The 25001-nt window shown below is 40.3% G+C and carries 21 protein-coding genes; 16 read left to right on the top strand and 5 right to left on the bottom strand.

All coding sequences use genetic code 11. The annotated features are described in order from the left end of the window. Positions 1-69 precede the first annotated feature (69 nt). The gene (locus PSR9079_RS08075) at positions 70-579 is read right to left on the bottom strand and encodes a DUF2062 domain-containing protein (protein WP_149981065.1); all 510 of its coding nucleotides are present in this window, start codon (positions 577-579) and stop codon (positions 70-72) included. Between the two features lie 225 nt (positions 580-804). Here PSR9079_RS08075 and PSR9079_RS08080 point away from each other — a divergent pair, with 225 nt between their 5' ends. From PSR9079_RS08080 to tcdA, 7 genes are read left to right on the top strand one after another with little or no spacing between them, the layout of a single operon-like run. Next, on the top strand, positions 805-2838 hold the full coding sequence (locus PSR9079_RS08080) for a DNA internalization-related competence protein ComEC/Rec2 (protein ID WP_246175510.1): 2034 nt from the start codon (positions 805-807) through the stop codon (positions 2836-2838). Between the two features lie 58 nt (positions 2839-2896). Beyond that, positions 2897-4642 (top strand): lipid A export permease/ATP-binding protein MsbA, encoded by a 1746-nt coding sequence (gene msbA, locus PSR9079_RS08085; RefSeq protein ID WP_149981067.1) that lies wholly within the window; start codon positions 2897-2899, stop codon positions 4640-4642. Then, positions 4639-5619 carry a tetraacyldisaccharide 4'-kinase gene (gene lpxK / locus PSR9079_RS08090; protein ID WP_149981068.1) on the top strand — a complete coding sequence of 327 codons (981 nt, stop codon included), beginning with the start codon at positions 4639-4641 and terminating at the stop codon, positions 5617-5619. Before msbA ends, lpxK begins: the two co-directional genes overlap by 4 nt. Then, positions 5609-5806, top strand: coding sequence for a Trm112 family protein (locus PSR9079_RS08095; protein ID WP_145233843.1), 198 nt, complete (start codon positions 5609-5611; stop codon positions 5804-5806). The genes lpxK and PSR9079_RS08095 overlap by 11 nt, the downstream gene beginning before the upstream one ends. After that, positions 5794-6552, top strand: coding sequence for a 3-deoxy-manno-octulosonate cytidylyltransferase (gene kdsB / locus PSR9079_RS08100; protein WP_149981069.1), 759 nt, complete (start codon positions 5794-5796; stop codon positions 6550-6552). The genes PSR9079_RS08095 and kdsB overlap by 13 nt, the downstream gene beginning before the upstream one ends. A 3-nt stretch (positions 6553-6555) precedes the next feature. Beyond that, the gene (locus PSR9079_RS08105; RefSeq protein WP_246175511.1) at positions 6556-7230 is read left to right on the top strand and encodes a TIGR01621 family pseudouridine synthase; all 675 of its coding nucleotides are present in this window, start codon (positions 6556-6558) and stop codon (positions 7228-7230) included. Next, positions 7231-8031: a tRNA cyclic N6-threonylcarbamoyladenosine(37) synthase TcdA gene (tcdA, locus tag PSR9079_RS08110; protein WP_149981071.1), complete on the top strand. Its 801-nt coding sequence runs from the start codon at positions 7231-7233 to the stop codon at positions 8029-8031. Here tcdA and PSR9079_RS08115 read toward each other — a convergent pair. The 3 genes from PSR9079_RS08115 to PSR9079_RS08125 form a co-directional block, all read right to left on the bottom strand. Then, complete coding sequence (locus tag PSR9079_RS08115; protein WP_149981072.1) at positions 8028-8441, bottom strand: SufE family protein; 414 nt, start codon at positions 8439-8441, stop codon at positions 8028-8030. The two genes, tcdA and PSR9079_RS08115, sit on opposite strands and share 4 nt — an antisense overlap. Positions 8442-8454: 13 nt before the next feature. Further along, positions 8455-9669 (bottom strand): aminotransferase class V-fold PLP-dependent enzyme, encoded by a 1215-nt coding sequence (locus PSR9079_RS08120; protein WP_149981073.1) that lies wholly within the window; start codon positions 9667-9669, stop codon positions 8455-8457. 130 nt (positions 9670-9799) lie between these two features. Next, on the bottom strand, positions 9800-11086 hold the full coding sequence (locus PSR9079_RS08125; protein ID WP_149981074.1) for a citrate synthase: 1287 nt from the start codon (positions 11084-11086) through the stop codon (positions 9800-9802). 411 nt (positions 11087-11497) lie between these two features. On the opposite strand from PSR9079_RS08125, the gene sdhC reads away from it, so the two are divergent. The 9 genes from sdhC (at position 11498) to PSR9079_RS08170 (ending at position 23417) form a co-directional block, all read left to right on the top strand. Continuing rightward, on the top strand, positions 11498-11875 hold the full coding sequence (gene sdhC / locus PSR9079_RS08130) for a succinate dehydrogenase, cytochrome b556 subunit (RefSeq protein ID WP_145233857.1): 378 nt from the start codon (positions 11498-11500) through the stop codon (positions 11873-11875). Then, positions 11866-12213 carry a succinate dehydrogenase, hydrophobic membrane anchor protein gene (gene sdhD, locus PSR9079_RS08135; RefSeq protein WP_145233859.1) on the top strand — a complete coding sequence of 116 codons (348 nt, stop codon included), beginning with the start codon at positions 11866-11868 and terminating at the stop codon, positions 12211-12213. The genes sdhC and sdhD overlap by 10 nt, the downstream gene beginning before the upstream one ends. Continuing rightward, a complete protein-coding gene (sdhA, locus tag PSR9079_RS08140; protein ID WP_149981075.1) occupies positions 12214-13986 on the top strand; it encodes a succinate dehydrogenase flavoprotein subunit in 1773 nt (590 codons plus the stop codon). Positions 13987-13996: 10 nt separating this feature from the next. Next, positions 13997-14713, top strand: a complete 717-nt coding sequence (locus PSR9079_RS08145) for a succinate dehydrogenase iron-sulfur subunit (protein ID WP_016709644.1) — start codon at positions 13997-13999, stop codon at positions 14711-14713. A gap of 86 nt (positions 14714-14799) precedes the next feature. Next, positions 14800-17619 carry a 2-oxoglutarate dehydrogenase E1 component gene (sucA, locus tag PSR9079_RS08150; protein ID WP_145233864.1) on the top strand — a complete coding sequence of 940 codons (2820 nt, stop codon included), beginning with the start codon at positions 14800-14802 and terminating at the stop codon, positions 17617-17619. A 3-nt stretch (positions 17620-17622) separates the two neighbouring features. Continuing rightward, positions 17623-19137, top strand: a complete 1515-nt coding sequence (gene odhB / locus PSR9079_RS08155) for a 2-oxoglutarate dehydrogenase complex dihydrolipoyllysine-residue succinyltransferase (protein ID WP_149981076.1) — start codon at positions 17623-17625, stop codon at positions 19135-19137. A 177-nt stretch (positions 19138-19314) separates the two neighbouring features. After that, entirely contained in the window at positions 19315-20481 is a 1167-nt protein-coding gene (gene sucC / locus PSR9079_RS08160; RefSeq protein WP_145233868.1) for an ADP-forming succinate--CoA ligase subunit beta, read from the top strand. Beyond that, entirely contained in the window at positions 20481-21353 is an 873-nt protein-coding gene (gene sucD, locus PSR9079_RS08165; protein ID WP_145233870.1) for a succinate--CoA ligase subunit alpha, read from the top strand. Before sucC ends, sucD begins: the two co-directional genes overlap by 1 nt. Before the next feature lie 216 nt (positions 21354-21569). Then, positions 21570-23417, top strand: a complete 1848-nt coding sequence (locus tag PSR9079_RS08170) for a GGDEF domain-containing protein (protein WP_149981077.1) — start codon at positions 21570-21572, stop codon at positions 23415-23417. A gap of 42 nt (positions 23418-23459) precedes the next feature. Here the strand turns inward: PSR9079_RS08170 and PSR9079_RS08175 are convergent, their stop codons facing one another. Next, a complete protein-coding gene (locus PSR9079_RS08175) occupies positions 23460-24530 on the bottom strand; it encodes a DUF3083 family protein (protein WP_149981078.1) in 1071 nt (356 codons plus the stop codon). Positions 24531-25001 lie beyond the last annotated feature (471 nt).

The following is a 25001-nucleotide window of genomic DNA, read 5'->3' on the forward strand; positions in this document are numbered from 1 at the left end:
TAGTATTAAAATAAAAAACCCTGCTTTGCTAAGCAGGGTTTTTTTTGTCTATACTTTAAATTGAAACAGTTATTTTTTATGACGATTTAACCATGCTTTACGCACTGAGCGTCGCCATAGTAAATCAACACCGAAATAGCCTATTATTGAGGCAACACAGGCAGAAATAAGCGAGCCAACTAAAAAAGCAGGACCAATGGTGGTTAAGCTTTCCATAAACCACTGCCAACTTGGTTCAAATGCAAAATGTTGCTCCGGCTGCCCTAACACTAACGTGCCAATTAAATACGAACAATAAAAAATAGGCGGCATGGTTAGCGGGTTGGTGATCCATACTACGGCGACAGAAATAGGTAAATTTACTCGTAATGGAATAGCCAACGCAGCAGCAAGCACCATCTGAAAAGGAACAGGGATGAAAGCGAAGAATAAACCGACTGAAAATGCCCCACGAGCTGAGCGACGATTTAAATGCCATAGATTAGCATCGTGGAGTAAACGACCAAAAATTTTTAAATATTTATGATGTTTAACTTTATTGTGATCGGGTAAAAACCGTTGGATCGTTTTTTTAGCCATTTAAAGCAACCATTTACATCTGTTTGGTTAAGCGTTGGGTTTGTCGTTGGTTGTATTATAACCGTTTATTATTATCAGACCCTTGTATTTACAGTTTTCGCGTTATCTCTGTTAATTGCGAGTGCCTATTTTAAGCCGTTTTACAGTGTATTGTTAGGTTTTATTTGTGGAATTTTGTGTGTATGGGGACATTTTTCCAGCTTTTATGCAATTTCCAGCTTGGCTTTGGATGAAAATAAACCACATCTAAGTAATATTACGATTGTTGAAGTTATTTCTCAGCGTGATAACTATTATTTAAAAGTTCAGCTCAATGAGATAGATAATCAGCCTCTATCAAATATTAAGCCTCCTTTTGCATTGCTCACATTAAAAAACGACCAGAGACTCAAAGTAGGTGATCACGTTACAACGTGGCTTGAATTAGAAAAATATCGCAGCCAAAAAAATTATGATGTGTTTGATAAAGAGCGTTACGCATTTAGTGAGCGACTATTTTTTAAAGGCAAGCAAGTTGGTAGTATTATCGAAATATCTAACAACCATGAATTTTATCTAGTTGAAAAATATCGTAATTTTATCAAACATACCTACCAGCATAACTCACTTAATTGGCTGTTTTATCCGCTAATGACTGGCGACCGCAGTGCTATGAGTTTTTCACAAAAGCAAGAATTGCAGCAATTTGGTATTAGCCATTTATTAGCCATTTCGGGATTACACATTGGCTTGATGTTTAGTATCGGTTTTTTTATAACTCGCTATTTAACAAGCCTTTTTATTTTTTTGGTTAAACCAACCACACAGCAGATCAATTTGTCACTTATTTATAGTTTAGGTGGATTTGTGCTTGCTTTTAGTTATGTGTACTTAAGTGGTTTTATCGTCTCTGCAACGCGTGCGCTGATCATGCTAGGGTGTTATTTAGTTATTTATTACTTTGCTAAGCAGGCACTACGCTGGCGATTTATCTTGTTTGCATTGGTATGTGTATTACTTATTGATCCATTTAGTTTACTTAATCCGGGGCTTTATTTTTCATTCACTGCGGTGGCAATTATCTTTTGGGTCTTTAGTGTTATAACCGTAACCAGCTCCGGCTTTTTAGCCATCATAAAAACACTTATTATTCTACAGATTGCATTGTTTATTGGTTTACTACCGTTATCACTTTATTATTTTAATGGGGTCAGTGTAATTGGCCTAGTTGTTAATTTAGTGGCTATCCCATTACTTGGTTTTATTATCATGCCTTGCTTAGTAATGTTTTCTGCAATGAGTGTATTTTTTGATATTAGCGGGTTGATTAGCGTGTTTGATTCATTATTACAACATATTTATCAACTCTTATTGTTGATCCCGGTTGATTTTCGTTGGTTTGATACCACAAATTTTAGCCAGCAATGGCTTGTTAGTAGCTACATTACAGCAATGATTGTGTGTTTTTTGCCCTGGCGTTTATTGGCATGCATACCATTATTACTGGTTGTACTCGATCATTATTTACTGACCAAACCGCGCTGGCAGCTAAATGTATTCGATGTCGGTCATGGCACCATGGTGTTAGTCAGTAATCAAGGTAAAGGTTTTATCTATGATCTTGGCCCAATTTATTTTAATACATTTACGCGGGTCAACAGCACCTTAATACCTTATTTAAAAAGAAACGGCATTGAGGCGGAAGTTGCGCTCATCAGCCACATGGATAAAGACCATGCTGGAGGGCTTATCCATTGGTTAGAGCATGGTTATCAGCATACTTTTAAATTGCTACAACCAAATGGGCCAGAGCAAGTTTGCAGAGCGGGCGAATATAGTTTTTATAACTTAACCATTACCGTGAGCGAGCCAGCACAGCATTTAATAACTGATAATGATAACTCTTGTGTCGTGCGTATTAGCGATGGCAGGTTCAGTGTTTTGCTTCCAGGTGATATTTCAGCAACAAGAGAAGCGCAACTAATCCTGCAGCAAGGGGTGCTTAAAAGTACGGTATTACTGAGTCCTCACCATGGCAGTAATACCTCATCGAGTGATGCATTTATTGCTGCGGTTGCTCCTGAGATTGTTATTCATTCAACGGCATATAAAGGACAGTGGCAATTTCCACGTACAGAAGTTGTAGCACGTTATGCTACACAGCATGCTTTACAATATACAACAGCAGAAAAAGGGCAGGTTAAAATTGAATTTTATCAACATCACTACACAGTAAACCTAGCTCGTGAAGATGAAAGTTATTGGTTTCTAAAAGATTGAGTTTAGTTTTGTGCAACTGGAGGCTACAATAGCCACAGATTATGAATAAGAGAGTATTATGGACCAAACTACATCACAAATTTATAAGCGTTTATTGACGTATGTGGGGGATTATAAAAGCGTTGCCATTTTTGCTGTAATTGGCATGATTGGCTACTCAGCGATGGATGCTTTATTTATCCAGCTAATGAAGCCATTTATAGATCAGGGCTTAAATCAACGCAACGCTGAAGTATTAAAATACGCGCCATTTGTTGTCATCGCGTTAGTATTTGGCCGAGGCGTTTTTAATTATATCTCGTCTTATTGTTTAAGTTATGTGGGTTCACAAGTTGTTCGTTCGTTACGTCAGCAATTATTTGAGCATATTTTACATTTACCTGTTGCATTTCATGATCAAAATTCAACGGGTGATTTGATTTCAAAAATAACGTTCGATACAGAGCAAGTACAGCAAGCGATCACCAAAGCGATGCTCATTGTGGTCAGAGAAGGCGCGTTTGTGGTGTTTTTGCTAGCTGTGATGTTTTATACCAGTTGGAAGCTGTCGTTAATCTTTTTGGTTATAATTCCCTTGGTGGCCGTTATTGTCTCTGTTGTATCAAAACGTTTTCGCCATATCTCTAAAAATATTCAATCAGCAATGGGACAAGTTACCCGTAGCTCAGAGCAAATGCTCAGTGGTCACAAAGTTATTCATGGCTTTGGCGGTCAAGCGCAAGAAATAACCCAGTTTGCAAAAATTAATAACCATAACCGCCAGCAGCGTATCAAAATGGATGCCACTAAAGCGCTTAGTGTATCTGTGATTCAAATTTTGGCTGCCAGTGCAATGGCCGTTATTCTCTGGGTGGTTTCTATGCCATCAATGATTGATACAGTGAGCTCTGGGGATTTTGTGGTGCTTATTTCATCGATGATGATGTTATTACGCCCTTTAAAGCAATTAGCTAATGTAAATAGTGATTTACAGCGTGGCATATCTGCAGCGCAAAGTATTTTTTTAGTGCTTGATGAAGAGGCCGAAAAAGACGTCGGTACAGTTAGTGTAGATAAAGTAAAAGGTATGATTGAAGTTAAAAATGTCACCTTCAATTACCCAACGAAAGCAGAAGCTGTATTAAAAAACTTATCGCTCACTATAAAAGCAGGCGAGAGTATTGCGTTAGTTGGGCGTTCTGGTTCTGGTAAATCAACCATTTCAAACTTATTACCGCGTTATTATGACTTACAACCGCCCAGTGAGATTTTACTCGATGGTGTGCCATTGGCGGATTATAAGTTAACTGATTTACGTCGCCAATTTGCTTTAGTATCCCAGCAAGTGGTGTTATTTAATGACACTATTGCTAATAACATCAGTTATGGCATTGCACGTTCACTTAGCGATGACGAGGTATTGAATGTAGCAAAACAAGCACATGTGTGGGAATTTGTTAAAGATTTACCCGATGGTCTAAATACCATGGTCGGTGAGAATGGTGTAATGTTATCAGGCGGGCAGCGCCAACGAATTGCAATTGCGCGGGCGATATTAAAAGATGCACCAATCTTGATTTTAGATGAAGCAACCTCTGCATTGGATACTGAGTCTGAAAAACTGATCCAGCAAGCTTTAGAAGCATTAATGAAAAATAAAACCTCTATTGTGATTGCCCACCGATTATCAACAATCGAACAAAGCGACCGCATCTATGTTATTGATAATGGTCAAGTGATAGAAAGTGGTGATCACACTAGCTTACTGGCTAATGATGGCACGTATGCAGCGCTTTGCAAGATGCAATTTGGTGATCACGGGTGAGTAAAATAGAACAAAGTTGGTATCGAGAAATAAGCTTTATTACCATATTACTTTTACCACTGACTGTATTATTTTGGTTTATAAGTGATCTGCGTAAATTAGCGTATAAGCTAGGTTTATTGAAGGCATACCAAAGCCCTGTGCCAGTTATCGTGGTAGGTAATATTAGCGTTGGTGGTAATGGGAAAACCCCCTTTGTGATCTGGCTTGCGAATTACTTACAGCAGCGTGGCTTAAGAGTTGGCATTATTAGTCGAGGCTATGGCGGTAATAGTGATAGCTATCCACTTACTGTGACTGAGCATACCGACACGACTCAGGCAGGTGATGAGCCGGTACTTATTCAACGCAGGCTTGACTGCCCTGTAGTTGTAGGCCCAGATCGACAAGCGAATATAAAACAATTAATTGCGCATTATCAGCTTGATGTGATTATTTCCGATGATGGTATGCAACATTATAAAATGGCCAGAACAATAGAGTGCTGTATTGTTGATAGTGAACGGCGTTTTGGCAATGGCTTGTTAATGCCTGCGGGGCCACTGAGAGAAACACAAAAACGTTTAAAATCAGTTGACTTAGTTATTGAAAATGGGGGGAATGCCACGTTTAATTATCAGCTAAAAAGTGCTGATTTAGTAAATGTTGCCACTAATATAGCCACTAAAGTCCCGCTTTTGACCGGTCACGCAGTGAGCGCCATTGGTAATCCACAACGTTTTGAAAATAGCTTACGTCAACAAGGCATTACATTGCTAAGTTGCCATCATTTTCGAGATCATTATGGTTATACAGCACAAGATTTCATAAAATTTAATGATGAAATAGTGTTTATGACGGAGAAAGATGCGGTAAAATGTCATTCATTTGCAAAACCAACGTGGTATTTTTTACCCGTTGACGCAGAGCCATCCCCTGCGGTGGTTTCTAAACTTAACTTATTACTGAGAGAAAAAGGGATCCTAGATGGCCTTTGATACAAAATTACTTGAAATAATTGCTTGCCCAGTGTGTAAAGGCAAATTACGTTTAGACAAAGAAAACAGTGAATTGATCAGCACAGCTGCAAAACTTGCTTACCCTATTCGAGATGATATTCCTGTATTACTAGAAAATGAAGCGCGTGAATTGAGCTTAGAAGAGATTGAAAAGTGGAATTCGTAGTCGTTATTCCTGCACGCTTTGCATCGAGTCGTCTACCAGGTAAACCACTTGCTGATATTTGTGGCAAACCGATGATCCAACATGTTTATGAAAAGGCGATGGCGTCAGGGGCAAGTAAGGTCGTGATAGCCACCGATCACCAACAGGTTTTTGATGTTGTCAAAGGTTTTACTAATGATGTATTAATGACTCGAGATGATCATCAGTCAGGCACTGAACGGCTAGCAGAAGTTGTTGATTTATTATCTCTCAATAACGATATTATTGTAGTGAATGTACAAGGTGATGAGCCTTTATTAGCCGCTGAAAATGTCTCGCAAGTTGCTGCTTTACTTGCTAATTCAAGTGCGCCAATGGCGACCTTGAGTGCTGCCATTGATAGTGTCGATGAGATCTTTAATCCCAACGCAGTTAAAGTCGTCAGCGATGTAAATAAAAACGCACTGTACTTTTCTCGTGCCAGCATTCCCTATGATCGAAGTCATATGTACACAGGTGAAAATAACGGGTTAGACATACAAGATTTTCAACGTCATGTGGGTATTTATGCATACCGCGCTGGTTTTATTAAACAATACATCTCACTGACGCCATCCCCATTAGAGCAACTTGAATCTCTTGAGCAATTACGTGTTTTATATCATGGCTATAAAATAAAAATAGAACAGGCAAAAATAACACCGCAAGCAGGGGTTGATACGCCTGATGATTTAGCGCGTGTAGTCGCTATACTGCAAAGTCATTAAGTGGTGAACACGTTTACATTACTCAAGGTTATAGCAAAGCACCTTGATTTTTATATTATAGAAAAACCTGCCGGGCTTAATTTCCATAGTGAAGAAGGCCCAGGTTTTGTAGTACTCGCTGAGCAACAACTCGCAGAAAAGTTATATGCTGTGCACCGCCTTGATAAAGTGACATCGGGGCTAATAATTTTAGCACGCAGTAGTGAAGCGGCTGCAAAGCTGACAGTTTTATTTACTGCTCATCAAGTTAATAAGTTTTATTTGGCGATAAGTGATTGCAAACCGAAGAAAAAGCAAGGTTGGATCAAAGGGGATATGGCTAAATCACGCCGTAGTACCTATAAGCTACTAACAAGTAAAGAAAACCCAGCCATAACTCGCTTTTATTCTATTAATTTTAAAGCCAATAGAAGGGCATTTATCTTAAAGCCTTACTCGGGTAAAACGCACCAATTACGGGTCGCGCTAAAAAGCCTTTCTGCGCCTATTTTAGGTGATGTAATATACGGTGGTACTGCTGCTGAGCGCACCTATTTACATGCTTTTGCACTAAGTTTTGTGTGGCAAGGTAAACTACAGCAGTTTAGTTTGTTACCGCATTACGATGATGAGTTTACAACATTAATTGAACATGAAAATTTTCAGCCTTGGCTGACACCATGGCAACTGGATTGGTAAATGAGTGAAAAAGTAACCGATATCCGTTTTGGTGGTATCAAAAGATTATATGGCAACACTGAATTTGAATGGCTACAACAAGCCCACTTTTGTGTTATTGGTATTGGTGGCGTGGGCTCGTGGGCGGCAGAGGCTCTAGCACGTACTGGAGTTGGTAAAATAACCTTAATTGATCTTGATGATATTTGTGCAACTAATGTAAATCGGCAAATTCATGCCTTAACAGGCACAGTAGGGGAAGCAAAGGTTGTCGCAATGAAGGCCCGCTGTGAATTGATCAATCCACTGTGTGAGGTCAGTGTTGTCGATGATTTTATTACTTTAGATAATATTCGTGAGCATATAAGTGGTTTTGACTATGTCATAGATTGCATTGATGCAGTAAAAGAAAAAGCGGCATTAATAGCGCATTGTAAACGTAACAAAATACCGGTGATCACCACCGGTGGTGCTGGCGGTCAAACTGATCCGAGTCAAATCACTTTTGGTGATATAGCAAAGACCACCCATGATCCATTACTGGCAAAAGTCCGATATATTTTGCGCAAGCAGTACAACTTTAGTAGCAATCCAAAGCGAAAATTCAACATCGATTGTGTTTATTCAACTGAGCAATTGGTATATCCAAGTACTGATGGCAGCGTTTGTCATGCTAAACAGGGGGCTGATGGCTCGATGAATATGGATTGTAACAACGGTTTTGGTTCAGCGACTATGGTAACCGGAAGTTTTGGTTTTTTTGTCGCAGCAAAATCAATACGTAAATATTTAGATCGCTGCGCACGTACCGTGAAAAGTTAGTTTTTCTGTTCTGCCATGGTTTGAATACGCTCAACCATGGCTTTAATACCGTTGCCTCTGGAAGGACTAAGGTGCTGGATAAGCCCTAGATGATTAAACTGTGCAAATGCGTCAGTGTTAATAGCTTGTTCAGGGGTTAAGCCATTATAAAGCGACAGAATAATTGCTAATAATCCTTTTACTATGCGGGTATCTGAGTCACCAATAATAACTAGGCAATTTTCTTCAAGATCAAAATCCAAATACAGCCAAACTTTACTCTCACAGCCAGGCACAAGGGCATCACTGGTTTTTAAAACAGCCGGCATAGCTGGTAATTGTTTACCTAGTAGCATTATTTCACGGTATTTTTGTTGCCATGATGGCGAGCTCTCAAGCGATAAAGCAATTTCTTTAAACGTTTTAATCATGTCTTATCCATAATTAGTCTAATAACTCTAAGCAATTTTGCAAAGCAGCGATAAATAAATCAACATCGCTATGGTTATTATAAAATGCAAAGCTGGCTCGAACACTGCCATTAATACCTAAATGTTGCATTAATGGCTGCGCACAATGATGACCGCTGCGAACTGCTATACCATAACCATCTAAAAGTGTTGCTATATCGAAAGGGTGTTCGTCTTTATAATTGAAACAAAGGGTGCCAATATTGTTCTCAAGGTTGCTATAAACGGTAATTCCTGCGATGGCTTGCAGTTTTTCTGCCGCATAATTAAAAATTATTTGTTCATGAGTATATACATTAGTCTTATTTAAACTGGTTAGGTAATCAATTGCAGCCGCAAAAGCGATCACTGCAGCAATGTTTGGTGTACCCGCTTCAAACTTTGCTGGTGCCTGCCGAAATATTGTTTTTGCTAATGTAACAGTTTCAATCATTTCGCCACCAGTTTGATACACAGCTAAACTATTTAACCGATTATAGCGACCATATAATCCTCCTAATCCTGTGGGCCCGAGCATTTTATGAGCCGAAAAAACATAAAAATCACAACCGAGTTGAGGTAAATTTGGCTGTAAATGTAGCGCAGCCTGCGCGCCATCCACTAAGGTAATTGCGTCATGGCGTTTTGCGGCATGTAATATTGGGTCAAGATCTGTGATATTACCAAGCGCATTAGACGCGTGAGTGATAGCAAGTACAGATGGCTTATGCTGACTGATGAATTCAACACATGCTTGAACATCAAAGCAGCCATTTTTTTGTAACGGAAGTGCCAGTAGCTTTGCTCCCGTGCGCTTTGCTAACTGTTGCCATGGCACAATATTAGCGTGATGCTCTAAGGCTGAAATGATGATGGTTGAATCATTATCAAGCTGCTCAGTTAAGCCATTCGCCACTAAGTTTATTGCCTCAGTAGCTCCTTTGGTCCAAACTAATTCATTTGCATTGATATTAAAATAATTGGCAACGGTCTGTCTTGCTTGTTCATAGGCGTGGGTTGCTTGTTCGCTTAAGGTATGGCGGCCACGATGAACGTTAGCATTATTGCGTGCGTAAAATTGCTCAGTCGCGCTGATAACTGACAGTGGTTTTTGTGTGGTTGCAGCCGAATCAAGATAGACCAGCGGTTGCCCGTTGATGAGTTGTTTTAGGGCAGGAAAGTCTGCGCGAATTTTTTCTATATTAAACATAACTTTTCAACACCAAGCACAGCAAAGCCGAATTAAAAACTGAATCGGAATTGTAATGGCTTTGTGATATTTCTCAAGGACTAGATACAAAAAAGGCCGCAAATGCGGCCCTTTTTAGCATTAACTAAAATTAACGCTTGTCTGTCGCTACGTAATCACGGTGTGTGTGACCAGTATATAGCTGACGTGGACGGCTGATCTTATGACCAGGTTGCGATAACATCTCGTCCCAGTGTGTGATCCAACCAACAGTACGTGCCATTGCGAAGATCACAGTGAACATGCTTGTTGGGATACCAATTGCCTTTAAGATAATACCTGAGTAGAAGTCTACGTTAGGGTAAAGTTTCTTCTCAACAAAGTATGGGTCTTCTAAGGCAATTTGCTCAAGTTTCATTGCAATATCCAGCAATGGATCTTGAATATTAAGCTCAGCAAGTACTTCGTGACAGGTTTGACGCATTACAGTTGCACGCGGATCGAAGTTTTTGTAAACACGGTGTCCAAAGCCCATAAGACGGAATGGGTCTGACTTATCTTTTGCTTTAGCAACGTATTCGTCGATGCGATCAACAGAGCCAATTTCTTCTAACATGTTTAAACATGCTTCGTTAGCACCGCCATGTGCAGGGCCCCATAGTGATGCGATACCCGCTGCAATACATGCATATGGGTTAGCACCAGAAGAGCCAGCTAAGCGTACTGTAGACGTTGATGCATTTTGCTCGTGATCAGCGTGAAGCATAAAGATTTTATCCATTGCTTTAGCAGTCACTGGATTAACTTTATATTCTTCAGCTGGTACAGAGAACATCATATGTAAGAAGTTTTCTGCATAGCTTAAATCATTACGTGGATAAACGAATGGTTGACCTACGTTATATTTGTAAGCCATCGCTGCGATAGTTGGTAGCTTAGCAATTAATTTTACTGCACTTGTTTTACGTTGTGTTGCATCAGTAATATCAAGATCTTCATGATAAAAAGATGATAATGCACCAACTACACCACATAGCATAGCCATTGGATGGGCATCAAAACGGAAACCTTGGAAGAAGTTTGCAATTTTCTCATCAAGCATCGTGCTATGTGTAATTTGTGATGCAAAATCAGCATATTGCTCTTTAGTTGGTAACTCACCATTTAGCAGTAAATAACACAACTCAACATAATCTGAGTCTTCGGCTAGTTGTTCAATTGGGTAACCACGGTGAAGTAATATCCCTTTGCCACCGTCGATATATGTAATTGAAGATTCGCAAGAACCAGTCGACATGAAACCTGGATCATATGTGAAATGACCATGAGCACCTAACGTACGTACATCGATTACATCCTGACCAGCAGTACCTTGGTAAATTGGAAGTTCGATTGGATCTAGACCATCAATATGGACTGTGGCTTTCTTATCCGCCATCTATTTATCTCCTATTAAGATAACAACTCTGATTGTTATGTTCTGAATCTGTTTAAGCACATTCTTTTCATTTTAACGTGAAAGAGGGGGTTAAAGTCAATTTTTATAAACATTATGCACAAATGTATAATAAATATTCTCACGGGATTAAATATTATACCATTGGCTAATTCGCAAATAGCTATAACTAAACAAGAATTGTAAAAAGACCTCTGGCTATATATACTATCGAAGGTTTTATACCGTATTGTCTGTAGGTAAACGTTATTTTTACAGCTAATCTTTGCAAAAATGTGAATTTTAGTCGTAACAAAACGCTTTACTTAGATAGTTCCATCAGAAAAATCGTTTTTTGGTGGGTTAAGAAAAACAAGTAGATGAGCTCCTAGTGGGCAAGATGGGCAAGTAACTGTGAAAAAGCAAAGACCTGTAAATCTAGATCTAACAACTATATCAATGCCGGCAACGGCTAAAGCATCAATTTTTCACCGCGTCACCGGTGTTGCGTTATTTTTTGCTTTAACGTTTGTCATTTGGGCTTGGTCTGAGTCTCTTTCTTCTGCTGAAGGTTTTGAATTCGTCAAGGGTCTGTTTAGCGGATTCATTGCCAAATTTATAGCTTGGGGCACCATTTCTGTATTGGCATATCACCTTATCGGCGGTATTCGTCATATCATTATGGATATGGGACATTGGGAAGAACTTGAATCAGGTAACCTCAGCGCTAAAATTGCTATGGCACTTGGCGTTGTGGCTTCTGTTCTAGCAGGGGTGTGGATATGGTTTTAAATCAAGCAACTCTAAAGCGTGATGGCGTACAAGATTATGTTTCATTACGTACCACGGCACTAGTAATTACCGCGTACGCGATTTTTATTATCGGCTATTTCTTATGTACACCAGAAGTCACTTTTGAAGCATGGCAAGGCCTGTTTTCAAACCTCGCAATGAAAGGGTTTACGTTAATTACCCTGGTTTGCATTATGGTTCATACCCGTATTGGCCTTTGGCAAGTACTGACTGATTACGTAAAAAATGCAACATTACGTGCTGTTTTAGGGTTTGTATTAAACCTTATGGCCGTTGCATACGTAGCTATTGGTCTAATCGTTTTATGGGGTGTTTAAGTGAAATATTCTGTTCGTGAATTTGATGCCGTTGTGATTGGCGCAGGTGGTGCGGGTATGCGCGCAGCACTTGCTATCACTGAATCAGGTAAAACCTGTGCGCTTATCTCTAAAGTATTCCCAACCCGTTCTCACACTGTGTCTGCACAAGGTGGTATTACGGTTGCTTTGGGTAACTCACATGAAGATAACTGGGAATGGCACATGTACGATACTGTTAAAGGTTCCGATTTCATCGGTGACCAAGACGCTATCGAATATATGTGTAAAACAGGCCCAGAAGCAATTACTGAATTAGAAAACATGGGTCTACCATTTTCTCGTTTTGAAAATGGCCGTGTTTACCAACGTCCTTTCGGTGGTCAATCGAAGAATTTTGGTGGTGAGCAAGCTGCACGTACTGCGGCTGCGGCTGACCGTACTGGTCATGCGTTATTACACCTTCTTTACCAGCAAAACGTTAAAAACAAAACCAATGTATTCTCTGAATGGTATGCATTAGATTTAGTTAAAAACGATGATGGTAATGTTGTTGGTTGTACTGCAATCGATATCGAAACTGGCGAAGTTGTTTACTTTAAATCTAAAGCTGTTGTATTAGCAACGGGTGGCGCAGGTCGTATCTTCGCATCAACGACTAATGCACACATCAATACTGGTGACGGTGTTGGTATGGCAACTCGTGCCGGCATTTCTATGCAAGACATGGAAATGTGGCAATTTCACCCAACCGGTATTGCTGGTGCGGGTACGCTAGTAACAGAAGGTTGTCGTGGTGAAGGTGGTTATCTTTTAAATAAGGATGGCGAGCGTTTCATGGAACGTTATGCACCGAATGCAAAAGATTTAGCGTCACGCGATGTTGTTGCTCGTTCAATGATGACAGAAATCCGTGAAGGTCGTGGTTGTGATGGTCCTTGGGGTCCACACATTAAGCTTAAGCTTGATCACTTAGGTGAAGAAACGCTTAACCTACGTCTTCCAGGTGTATGTGATCTTGCTAAAACATTTGCTCACGTTGACCCTGCTAAAGAGCCAATTCCAGTAATTCCTACTTGTCATTATATGATGGGTGGTGTGCCAACCAATGTAAATGGTCAAGCACTACAAATCGATGCCCAAGGCAATGAGAAAGTAGTTGAAGGCTTATTTGCAGTTGGTGAGATTGCCTGTGTATCTGTACACGGTGCAAACCGCTTAGGTGGTAACTCATTGCTTGATTTAGTGGTATTTGGTCGTGCGGCTGGTAACTTCTTGGGTACATACCTAAATGATGTTGAAGTATCTAAAGATGCCTCTGAGTCAGATTTAGAAGCGTCACTTGCTCGCTTTAATCGTTGGGAAAACTCAACAATTGGTCAAGGCGAAGATCCAGTCCAAATCAAGAAAGATCTACAGCAATGTATGCAACTTAACTTCTCGGTATTCCGTGAAGGTGAGTCAATGGCAGCAGGTCTTAAAGAACTTAAAGAAATTCGTGAACGTCTGCAGCATGCGCGTCTTGATGATAAATCATCAGACTTCAACACTGCACGTATCGAATGTCTAGAGCTAGATAACATGATGGAAACAGCGTACTCAACTGCAGTCGCTGCAAACTTCCGTACAGAAAGCCGTGGTGCACACTCTCGCTTTGACTTCCCAGATCGTGATGACGAAAACTGGCTATGTCACTCTGTTTTCAATCCGATAACGGATGAAATGAGCAAACGTGATGTTAACTATGCGCCTAAACTGCGCGAAGCATTTCCACCTAAAGCACGTACCTACTAGGAGCGAGACGATGGCACAAGTACAGTTTTCTGTTTATCGTTATAATCCAGATGTTGATAACGCCCCACGTATGCAAGAATATACTTTGCAAACGGAAGAAGGCCACGACATGATGGTTTTGGATGCACTTTTATTATTAAAAGAGCAAGATCCAACATTATCATTCCGTCGCTCATGCCGTGAAGGTGTATGTGGTTCTGACGGTGTTAACATGAATGGTAAAAATGGTTTAGCATGTATTACTCCTTTATCTACGCTACAAAAAAATGGCAAAGGTAAAATTGTAATACGTCCATTACCAGGTTTACCTGTGGTACGTGACCTTGTTATTGACATGAGTCAGTTCTACACTCAATACGAAAAAGTTAAACCATACTTAATTAATGACACGCCAGCGGCGGGTGAACGTCTTCAATCAATCGAAGAACGTGATAAGTTAGATGGCTTGTATGAGTGTATTCTATGTGCATGTTGTTCAACATCGTGTCCTTCGTTTTGGTGGAATCCAGACAAGTTCATAGGTCCAGCTGGTCTTCTTCATGCTTACCGTTTCTTGGCTGATAGCCGCGATACGGCAACTGAAGAGCGTTTAGCTGATTTAGACGATGCATTCAGCGTGTTCCGTTGTCACAGTATCATGAACTGTGTTAGCGTTTGTCCTAAGGGTCTTAATCCAACTAAGGCAATCGGACAAATCAAATCAATGTTAATAAGCCGTTCGGTTTAATAATCTTGATAAATGTAAGATGGCTAATGTGAATTGGCCATCTTGTTATTACAATTAATTTCTGCGCTAAAGAAAAGGGCTTATAAATGCACGAAGGTGTGATGAAGGCATGGCTAGAATCTTCACATTTAAACGGCGGCAACGTTGCTTATATAGAAGAGCTTTATGAAGCGTATTTAGACAATGCGACTTCTGTGCCAGAAGAATGGCGAGAAGTGTTCGAACAATTACCAAAAGTTGATGGTGTGGATGTTGAAGTTAAGCATTCAGAAGTTCGTGCACAGTTTGCGGCGCTTGCGAAAAACAAGCATAGAGAAGTAGTGGTAGCAGAAGGTGGAAGCAGTGACCCTAAACAAGTCAAAGTTCTCCAGCTTATAAATGCTTTCCGTTTCCGTGGTCACCAAAATGCCAACTTAGATCCATTGGGCATTTGGCAACGTGAACGTGTTCGAGACTTAGAGCTTGAATATCATGAATTATCTAAAGCTGATTTTGACCGTGAATTTAACGTGGGATCGTTTGCCGTAGGCCGCGATACCATGCCTTTAGGTGAGTTATATCAAGCTCTAATGACCACATACTGTGGTTCTGTTGGCGCTGAGTATATGCACATCACATCAACTGAAGAAAAGCGTTGGTTACAGCAACGTTTAGAGTCAGTGCAATCACGTCCAACATTCAGTAAAGATGAAAAGTTGCGTATCCTTAAAGGATTAACCGCAGCGGATGGTCTTGAAAAATATTTAGGGGCTAAGTTCCCCGGTGCTAAACGTTTCTCACTTGAAGGTGGTGATGCATTAGTACCAATGCTTAAAGAGCTTATTCACCGTGCTGGCGAAAGTGGCCAACAAGAAGCGGTTATTGGTATGGCTCACCGTGGTCGCTTAAATGTTCTTGTCAATGTACTTGGTAAAAACCCATCAGAACTATTTGATGAGTTTGCTGGCAAGCATAAAGAAACATTAAGCTCAGGTGACGTTAAATACCACATGGGTTACTCTTCAGATTTTGCTACTAAAGGTGGCAAAGTTCATATGGCTCTTGCCTTTAACCCATCGCATCTTGAAATCGTAAACCCAGTAGTTATGGGCTCGGTTCGTGCACGTTTAGACCGTTTGGGTGACAGTTCAGGTATTAAAGCACTACCTATCACCATTCATGGTGATTCTGCAGTTGCAGGCCAAGGTGTTGTTCAAGAAACCTTTAACTTATCGCAAACAAATGCGTTTAGTTGTGGTGGTAGTATTCGCATTGTAGTGAACAACCAAGTTGGTTTTACTACAAGCAAACAATACGATGTACGTTCAACAGATTACTGTACAGACATCGCAAAAATGGTGCAATCGCCTATTTTCCACGTTAATTCAGATGACCCTGAAGCGGTTGCATTTGTTACGCAAATCGCACTTGATTTCAGAAATCAATTTAAACGTGATGTGGTTATTGATTTAGTTTGTTATCGTCGTCACGGCCATAATGAAGCGGATGAGCCGAATGCGACTCAACCGATCATGTACCAAAAAATCAAAAAACACCCAGTGCCACGTTTGATCTACGCAGATCAGTTAATGGCTGAAGGCTCGTTTACTGAAGATGAAATTAAAGCACTGGCTGATGACTACCGTAATGGTTTAGACGAAGGCAATTGTGTTGTTGAGGAAATTCAACCAGAAACATCACACTCATCTGATTGGGCTAAGTATGTAGGCCATGAATGGAGTGTTGATTACGATGCCAGCGTTCCAGTTGAAAAATTAAAAGAACTGGGTAACAAAATAGCAAGTTACCCTGAGCAATATAAAGCCCAGTCTCGCGTTAAAAAGATTTACGATGATCGCAAATTAATGGCTAACGGTGAGAAACCACTTGATTGGGGTATGGCAGAAACACTTGCTTATGCAACAATCGCAACTGAAGGCACTGATATTCGTTTAACAGGCCAAGATTCAGGTCGTGGTACTTTCTTCCACCGCCATGCAGTTGTACATAGTCAAACTGATGGGGCCACTTACACACCTTTACAGCACTTAAGTGAAGATCAAGGTACTTTCCAAGTATTTGACTCAGTGCTTTCAGAAGAAGCGGTTGTGGCGTTTGAATATGGTTATGCGACAGCAGAGCCAACATCACTAGTACTGTGGGAAGCACAGTTTGGTGATTTTGCTAACGGCGCACAAGTTGTATTTGACCAATTCTTAAGTTCAGGTGAGCAAAAATGGGGCCGCTTATGTGGACTGACCATTTTATTGCCACATGGTTATGAAGGGCAAGGTCCTGAACACAGTTCAGCACGTTTAGAGCGTTTCTTACAGCTATGTGCTGATCACAACATGCAAGTATGTGTGCCTTCAACACCGGCACAAGTATATGCAATGTTACGTCGTCAATCAGTAAGACCACTGCGTCGCCCACTGATTGTTATGACACCTAAATCATTGTTACGTCATCCACTTGCAACGTCGTCGCTTGAAGAGCTTGCAGAAGGTGTATTCCATAATATGATCGATGAAATCGATGATATTGATGCTAAGAAAGTAGAACGCGTAGTATTTTGTAGTGGTAAAGTTTACTACGAGCTATTACAAGAGCGTCGTAAGCTTGAGCAAGAGAATGTTGCTATTGTGCGTGTTGAACAGTTATACCCATTCCCACATGATGAAATGGAAGCCATTATGGCGCGTTATCAACATGTGAAAGACTTTGTTTGGTGTCAAGAAGAGCCGCAAAACCAAGGTGCTTGGTATTGTTCACAACACCACTTTGTAGATGCAATCCCACAAGGTGCGAAGCTTAAATATGCAGGTCGTAAAGCCTCTGCTTCTCCAGCGTGTGGTTATATGTCAGTGCATACTAAAGAACAACAAGCGCTTGTCGCAGACGCGCTTACTATTGAAAATAAAGGATAAGCAATGAGCACAGAAATTAAAGTTCCTGTTCTTCCTGAGTCGGTTGCTGATGCTTCCGTTGCTACATGGCATGTAAGTGTTGGCGACAAAGTAAGCCGTGATCAGAACTTAGTAGATATCGAAACAGACAAAGTTGTTTTAGAAGTTGTTGCACCACATGATGGTGTGATCACTGAAATTTCACAAGAAGAAGGTGCAACCGTACTTGGCGACCAAGTGATCGGTATCATTGGTGAGGCTGATGCAGCTGTGCCAACTGAAGACGCAAAGAGCGAAGCTGCACCAGCTTCAGACAAACAAGAAAACGCGCCAGCGGCGCAATCAGCACCAGCATCAGAAGGTAAAGAAGTGGACATTAAAGTACCTGTACTTCCAGAATCAGTCGCAGACGCGACAGTAGCTACTTGGCATGTGCAACCAGGTGACGCAGTAACACGCGATCAAAACCTAGTTGATATCGAAACTGATAAAGTTGTTCTTGAAGTTGTTGCTCAAGAAGATGGCGTAATGGGTGAAATTATTCACGCAGAAGGCGATACAGTACTGGGTGACCAAGTTATCGGTAAAGTTAAAGCCGGTGGCGCACCAGCTGCAGCCCCTGCAGCAAAAGAACAAGCTCCAGCTACTGATTCTAGCGATAGCTCAGACGTGTTAACACCGTCAGTGCGTCGTTTAATCGCAGAAAAAGGCCTAGATGCTTCTAAAATTAAAGGCTCTGGTAAAAATGGTCGTGTGACAAAAGAAGATGTTGATCAATTCTTGAAGTCACCAGCTCCTGCGGCGAAAGCTGAAGCAGCGCCAGCGGCACCAATGGGTGACCGTACACAAAAACGCGTGCCTATGGCACGTTTACGTAAAACCATTGCTAATCGTCTTCTTGAAGCGAAAAACTCTACTGCAATGTTAACGACATTTAACGAAGTTAACATGAAACCAATCATGGATCTTCGTAAGCAGTATCAAGAAGTGTTCGAGAAACGTCACGGTATCCGTTTAGGTTTCATGTCTTTTTACGTAAAAGCAGTGACTGAAGCACTAAAACGTTTCCCTGACGTAAATGCATCAATTGATGGCGATGATATCGTATACCACAACTATTTTGATATCAGCATTGCGGTTTCTACGCCACGTGGCCTAGTGACTCCAGTACTAAAAGATTGCGATAAGCTATCTGTTGCTGAAATCGAAAAAGGTATTCGTGAATTAGCACTTAAAGGTCGTGATGGTAAGTTAACACTTGACGACATGACGGGTGGTAACTTCACTATCACTAACGGTGGTGTGTTCGGTTCGTTACTATCAACACCTATTATCAACTTACCGCAGTCTTCAATTTTGGGTATGCATAAAATCCAAGATCGTCCAATGGCTGTGAATGGTAAAGTTGAAATTCTTCCTATGATGTATTTGGCATTATCTTATGATCATCGCCAAATAGATGGTAAAGAATCTGTTGGCTTCTTAGTAACAATTAAAGAGTTACTTGAAGATCCAACTCGTTTATTACTGGATGTTTAATTCAGTAGTATAAAATATAAGCTGTGAGTCATATTCACAGCTTTTTTTTTGCGCCTTTGGTCGTACTGGGGTTTTCATGTTAAGCCTTGGGATCTATACTAGGTGCGCAATTTGGGATAGCTGTCTATTTATGAAAAATAGTCAGCTCTTTTAGTATAAAAAATTGGATAAAGCATCATGAATTTGCATGAGTATCAGGCAAAACAACTTTTTGCCGAATATGGTTTACCAGTTTCTCAAGGTTTCGCTTGCGATACACCTGAAGAAGCTGCAGCAGCTGCTGAGAAAATCGGCGGTGATATGTGGGTTGTTAAAACTCAGGTTCACGCAGGTGGACGTGGTAAAGCTGGCGGTGTAAAGCTAGTTAAAACTATCGACGAAGTTAAAGCGTTTGCAGCTAACTGGTTAGGTAAAAACCTAGTTACTTACCAAACAGACGAGAATGGTCAGCCAGTTGCTAAAATTTTAGTAGAAAGCTGTACTGATATCGCCAACGAATTGTACTTAGGTGCAGTTGTTGACCGTGCATCTCGCAAAGTTGTTTTCATGGCGTCTACTGAAGGCGGTGTTGAAATTGAAACTGTTGCTGAAGAAACACCAGAGCTTATCCACAAAGCAGAGATCGACCCATTAGTAGGTCCTCAAGCTTACCAAGCACGTGAACTAGGTTTTAAATTGGGTCTTAATCCAGTACAAATGAAACAGTTCGTACAGATCTTCATGGGTCTTGGTAAAATGTTTACTGATTTCGATTTCGCACTACTTGAAATCAACCCGCTTGTTATCACTGATGAAGGTAACCTTCACTGTCTTGACGGCAAAATCGGTATCGATGGTAATGCACTTTACCGTCAACCTAAAATGCGTGATTTCCACGATCCATCACAAGAAGATGCACGTGAAGCACATGCAGCAAGTTTTGAACTTAACTACGTTGCATTAGACGGTAACGTTGGTTGTATGGTTAACGGTGCAGGCCTAGCAATGGGTACTATGGACATCGTAAACCTACACGGTGGCAAGCCTGCAAACTTCCTAGATGTTGGCGGCGGCGCGACTAAAGAACGTGTATCTGAAGCATTCAAAATCATTCTTTCAGATGACAACGTTAAAGCTGTTTTAGTTAACATCTTTGGTGGTATCGTTCGTTGTGACATGATCGCTGAAGGCATCATTGGCGCAGTTAAAGAAGTTGGCGTAAACGTACCTGTAGTTGTACGTTTAGAAGGTACTAACGCTGAGCTAGGTCGTGAAGTTCTTAAGAATTCTGGTCTAGATATCATTGCTGCTGAATCACTAACAGACGCGGCTGAAAAAGTTGTTGCTGCTGCGGAGGGCAAATAATGTCTGTATTAATCAATAAAGATACAAAAGTTATCTGTCAAGGTTTCACCGGTGGCCAAGGTACTTTCCACTCAGAGCAAGCGCTTGAGTACGGTACACAAATGGTTGGTGGTGTAAGCCCAGGTAAAGGCGGTCAAACGCACCTTGGTCTTCCAGTATTTAACACTGTACGTGATGCTGTAGAAGCAACAGGTGCAACTGCATCAGTTATCTATGTACCAGCACCTTTTTGTAAAGATGCTATCTTAGAAGCAATCGATGCGGGCATCGAGCTAATCGTTTGTATCACTGAAGGTATCCCTACACTTGATATGGTTGACGTTAAAGTTAAACTAGATCAAACAGGTACTCGTATGATCGGTCCTAACTGTCCAGGTGTTATCACTCCTGGTGAGACTAAGATTGGTATCATGCCTGGTCACATCCACAAACCTGGTAAAGTAGGTATTGTTTCTCGCTCTGGTACTTTAACGTACGAAGCTGTTAAACAAACTACAGATGCAGGTTTCGGTCAGTCTACCTGTGTTGGTATTGGTGGCGACCCAATTCCTGGTACTAACTTTATCGACGTTTTAGAAATGTTCGAAAAAGATCCACAAACTGAAGCGATCGTAATGATCGGTGAAATCGGTGGTACTGCAGAAGAAGAAGCTGCAGAGTACATCAAAGCTAACGTTACTAAGCCTGTTGTTTCTTACATTGCTGGTGTTACTGCACCAGAAGGTAAGCGTATGGGTCATGCTGGCGCAATCATCGCTGGCGGTAAAGGTACTGCTGATGAGAAATTTGCTGCATTAGAAGCTGCGGGCGTAAAAACTGTACGTTCACTTGCTGATATCGGTAAAGCACTTAAAGAAAAAACTGGCTGGTAATAACCCGCTATGTTTTGAAAAAAGGCTCACTTAGTGAGCCTTTTTTATTGCCATTATTTATAAAGTATTATGTCTAGATAATAATAAATTTCAGAATCTTTAGCTGTTTATTTAATAATAAAAATCAATAGCTTGTTTCAATAAAATCTACTGGTAATAATCAAAACTGCCGTTATAATATGCGATTGCTTTTTATCATTGGAAGATCTAGCAGTAATGCGAATAATTTATTTTACAGTCTACCTTGTATGCTTTTGTTGCTCTTTCAATTTATTTTCATCTACTTCATTTCGTACCGCATTTTTAGTAACCGAACAACGCGCATTAGCTGAACCAAATCAGTTGATCGAAGAATTAGTTCTTACACAAGCAGCTCAGCGTATTTCTACCACTGAACACGCTTATAATAATACTTTGTTAGCGCGGCTGTATTTATTTAAAGGTGATATCGCACGTTCACAAAGTTACTTTGAACTTGCCCAACAACAACTGCCTAAAGACGATGATTGGATCCAAGGTTATTGGTTAATGTATCGGAGTGTTTTTTCTTTAGAAGAAGGGCTGTTACCTGAAAGTATTAAACAAATCCGCTTAGCACAAAATGCCTTTACTCAAGCAAACGATTTAGAGATGTTGGTACAAGCTGAGTCTATTGAAGGGGCTCTGTTGCTCTGGCAAGAGGAATACCCTAAAGCAATAGAAATTATCGAAAATGCCTACATTGAAGCCAAAACTACGAATATGTCATCAACTACCATGCTTTATGTTTATGATAGTTTAGCGGCATATTATTCGACCATGTCACTATTTGAGAAAGGTGAGCAATATGCAGTTTTGGCGCGCGATATCGCCAGCAAAAACGGCGATGTTGTCAATGGTTTGCCTGTTATCTATATCTTATGCATGACATATGAGCGCGCTGAAAAACTTGATTCAGCGGCGGCTTGTTATGAAGAAATGATAATGTTATCAGCAATGGTAAAAGCACCGCGCTATCTTTTTTTGGCACCAGCTGGTAAGGCAAATGTCGCTCTGAAGCAAAAAAAATATTCGCAAGCGTTGCAACTACTATACTTGGCTAAAAGTTATGTCAATAAAGTGATTGTAAATCCAGCGCATATAATTGCGTTAAATAATGGATTTGCTAAAACTTTCTTAGCATTACAGCAACCAGAGCAAGCACTTGAATATATTCAAGCATCAGAGTTATTGTTGACTGATTACGATAGGCCGCTTAATAACCGTTACAGCCGTAATACACTCAGCTTAAAGGCGCAAAGCCTAGAACAATTAGGTCGTTTTGCAGAGGCTACTAATACACTGAGGTTATTGATTAAGCTTACAGAGCAAGCAAAAGAAACAACGCAGCAGAAACTCGAGCAAGAAGCACGCTCACGATTTGAATCTACTCAACAAGATATCAAATTGCAGTTGGCTGAAGAGAAATTAAAATACCAACAAATTACTTTAGACAAGTTAGCTAAAGAAGGACAGTTACAAGCAGCCTATTCTGTTATTGGTATATTAGCGATATTAAGCATTACAATTTTCGCATTAAATCAACGCAAAGCATATTTACGAAGCCAACGCAGAGCAAATACAGATCCACTCACTGGAGCTCATAACCGTCGCTATATTCTCGATTTTATTGAAGCGCAACTTATCGGGAAGCAACAAAACTTTTCAGTTTCAATTTTAGATATTGATCATTTTAAACAAGTAAATGATCAATATGGTCATGATATCGGTGATCAAGCCCTAATTGCTTTTAGCGCGTTACTTACTGAGCAGTTAGCTGATACTGAGTATCAATTTGCTCGCTTTGGTGGTGAAGAGTTTATTGTGGTTATGCCAAACTTAACACTTGCACAAGGGCATGATTTTATCGGTAACTTATGCATTTGTTTAAAATCGTTAAGCTTGACCGATAAAAAAATCACTTTAACAAGCAGTGCTGGGGTCGCACAAATGCAGCCAGGACTAGCCCTTAATACATTATTAAAAGTTGCTGACACAAACCTTTACCATGCTAAAAATACTGGCAGGGATAAAGTTTGTAGTTAACCTGAACTTAGCTTAAGGGGGTCATTATCGACAAGCTCGCTATTATAGATAATGATTGATATGTTGAAAAAATCGCACAGTGATATCTTGGCGCTCTTTATTAATAGATAATGGTTCGATGAGTGTACGGATCACACTTTCAACTTGATTCATAAACCGACCGTGGCCAATTCCTTGTTCGTCTTTTTCACTGGCAACAATAACAAAATGCAGTGAATCTACTAGCTTTTCATCATGCCAATAATGACTGTATTGCGTTTTTTGATCGTCGGTTGAAAAGCTCAGCTTTTGCAATTCATGATTGCCATCGTTGTTATCAGTCTTACTGTTTCTAATTATTGGCATCGTACCATTTGCTATCATCGCCGCTAAATGTAAATTTTTGGCGGCGCATTGCTGAATAAATGCGTCATAAAAATGCTGGTAAAACTCTGTGAATGTTGGCTTATTAAGTAAATGATGAAACTGAGTTTTAATGGTACGTGTTATTGGGATCGCAAATGTCGTATAAGTCATCTCATTATGTTCTGCAGGGAGTGTACAATGGCGGCTTTGGTAGCGAGGGTAGAGTCCTCTAAGTTTATAACCGTAGCTTTCTTTACATCCTTTCGCTTTGGCGAACAAGTCATAGGTTAAATGCTGATGATCACGCACTTTTATTGCTGTTTCATCGATCAATAATGTGCTTTGTAGGTATTCGAGTACTTTTTTAACACGGGTATGGAATATGGCAGCATTCGCACGCAAGTCTTCACCAGTAGCAAGGAAGAGCAAGCGAATTTTTTTACTGGGTTTGCTGCTGTCGTAAATGCATTTATGCGCTTCATGGTAACGCGGGTTATAAAAGAATAAAATTTGCTTTTCTGTTTGTAAACAATACGACTCTTCATGAAACCTAACAACGGGAAGCTTATCGTTTGCTATCAAATGTACATTGTGTAGCTCGTATTCATCACATGAAGAGAATAGCTGTCGTGCTAAACGTTCATAACATTGCTGTATATTGCTAAAACGTGCGTATAAATCGGCACTGGGTACGAACTCCGCTAAGATATATTGGTTTGCGCGTGCAGTAGTTGGGATATAAACGCGATGCTGTGAAAGTGAAGCCATTATTTTCTCCTTAAAAGAATTACTTTAATGACGCCACTGTAGCTTGGTTGAATGACTGTTTTATTGCGCTAGAACAATTTATCGCCATTAAGAGGTTAAATAACAACCCAGACGTGGTTCTTCAGCTAGTATTTTCCGCTAAGCACACAATATGTAATAAACCCGCATCTATTACTGTATGTTAAGGTTTGTTTTTATAATATACCCAAACCACCTCAATATGCAGAATTCAGCGTTTCACAGGGGCTTAATATCAAGGCGTTACTTTGCAACAATGATAGTCCCTTTTAAGAAGTAACAACGATGAGAGTAAATGCCTGCGAAACGCCCAACGGGTTGGTTTAAAAGCGATTTATACTGCGTTATTGATTTTACCAATAGAACCACTATTATTTGCAATCAATGCCTTGCCTAAATCGCTTTTAATTCCAACTGAAACTCGCATCTTGGGGTGGTTTGGGTATAATGCAG

The organism is Pseudoalteromonas rhizosphaerae, from assembly GCF_902498845.1.
GTDB lineage: Bacteria > Pseudomonadota > Gammaproteobacteria > Enterobacterales > Alteromonadaceae > Pseudoalteromonas > Pseudoalteromonas rhizosphaerae.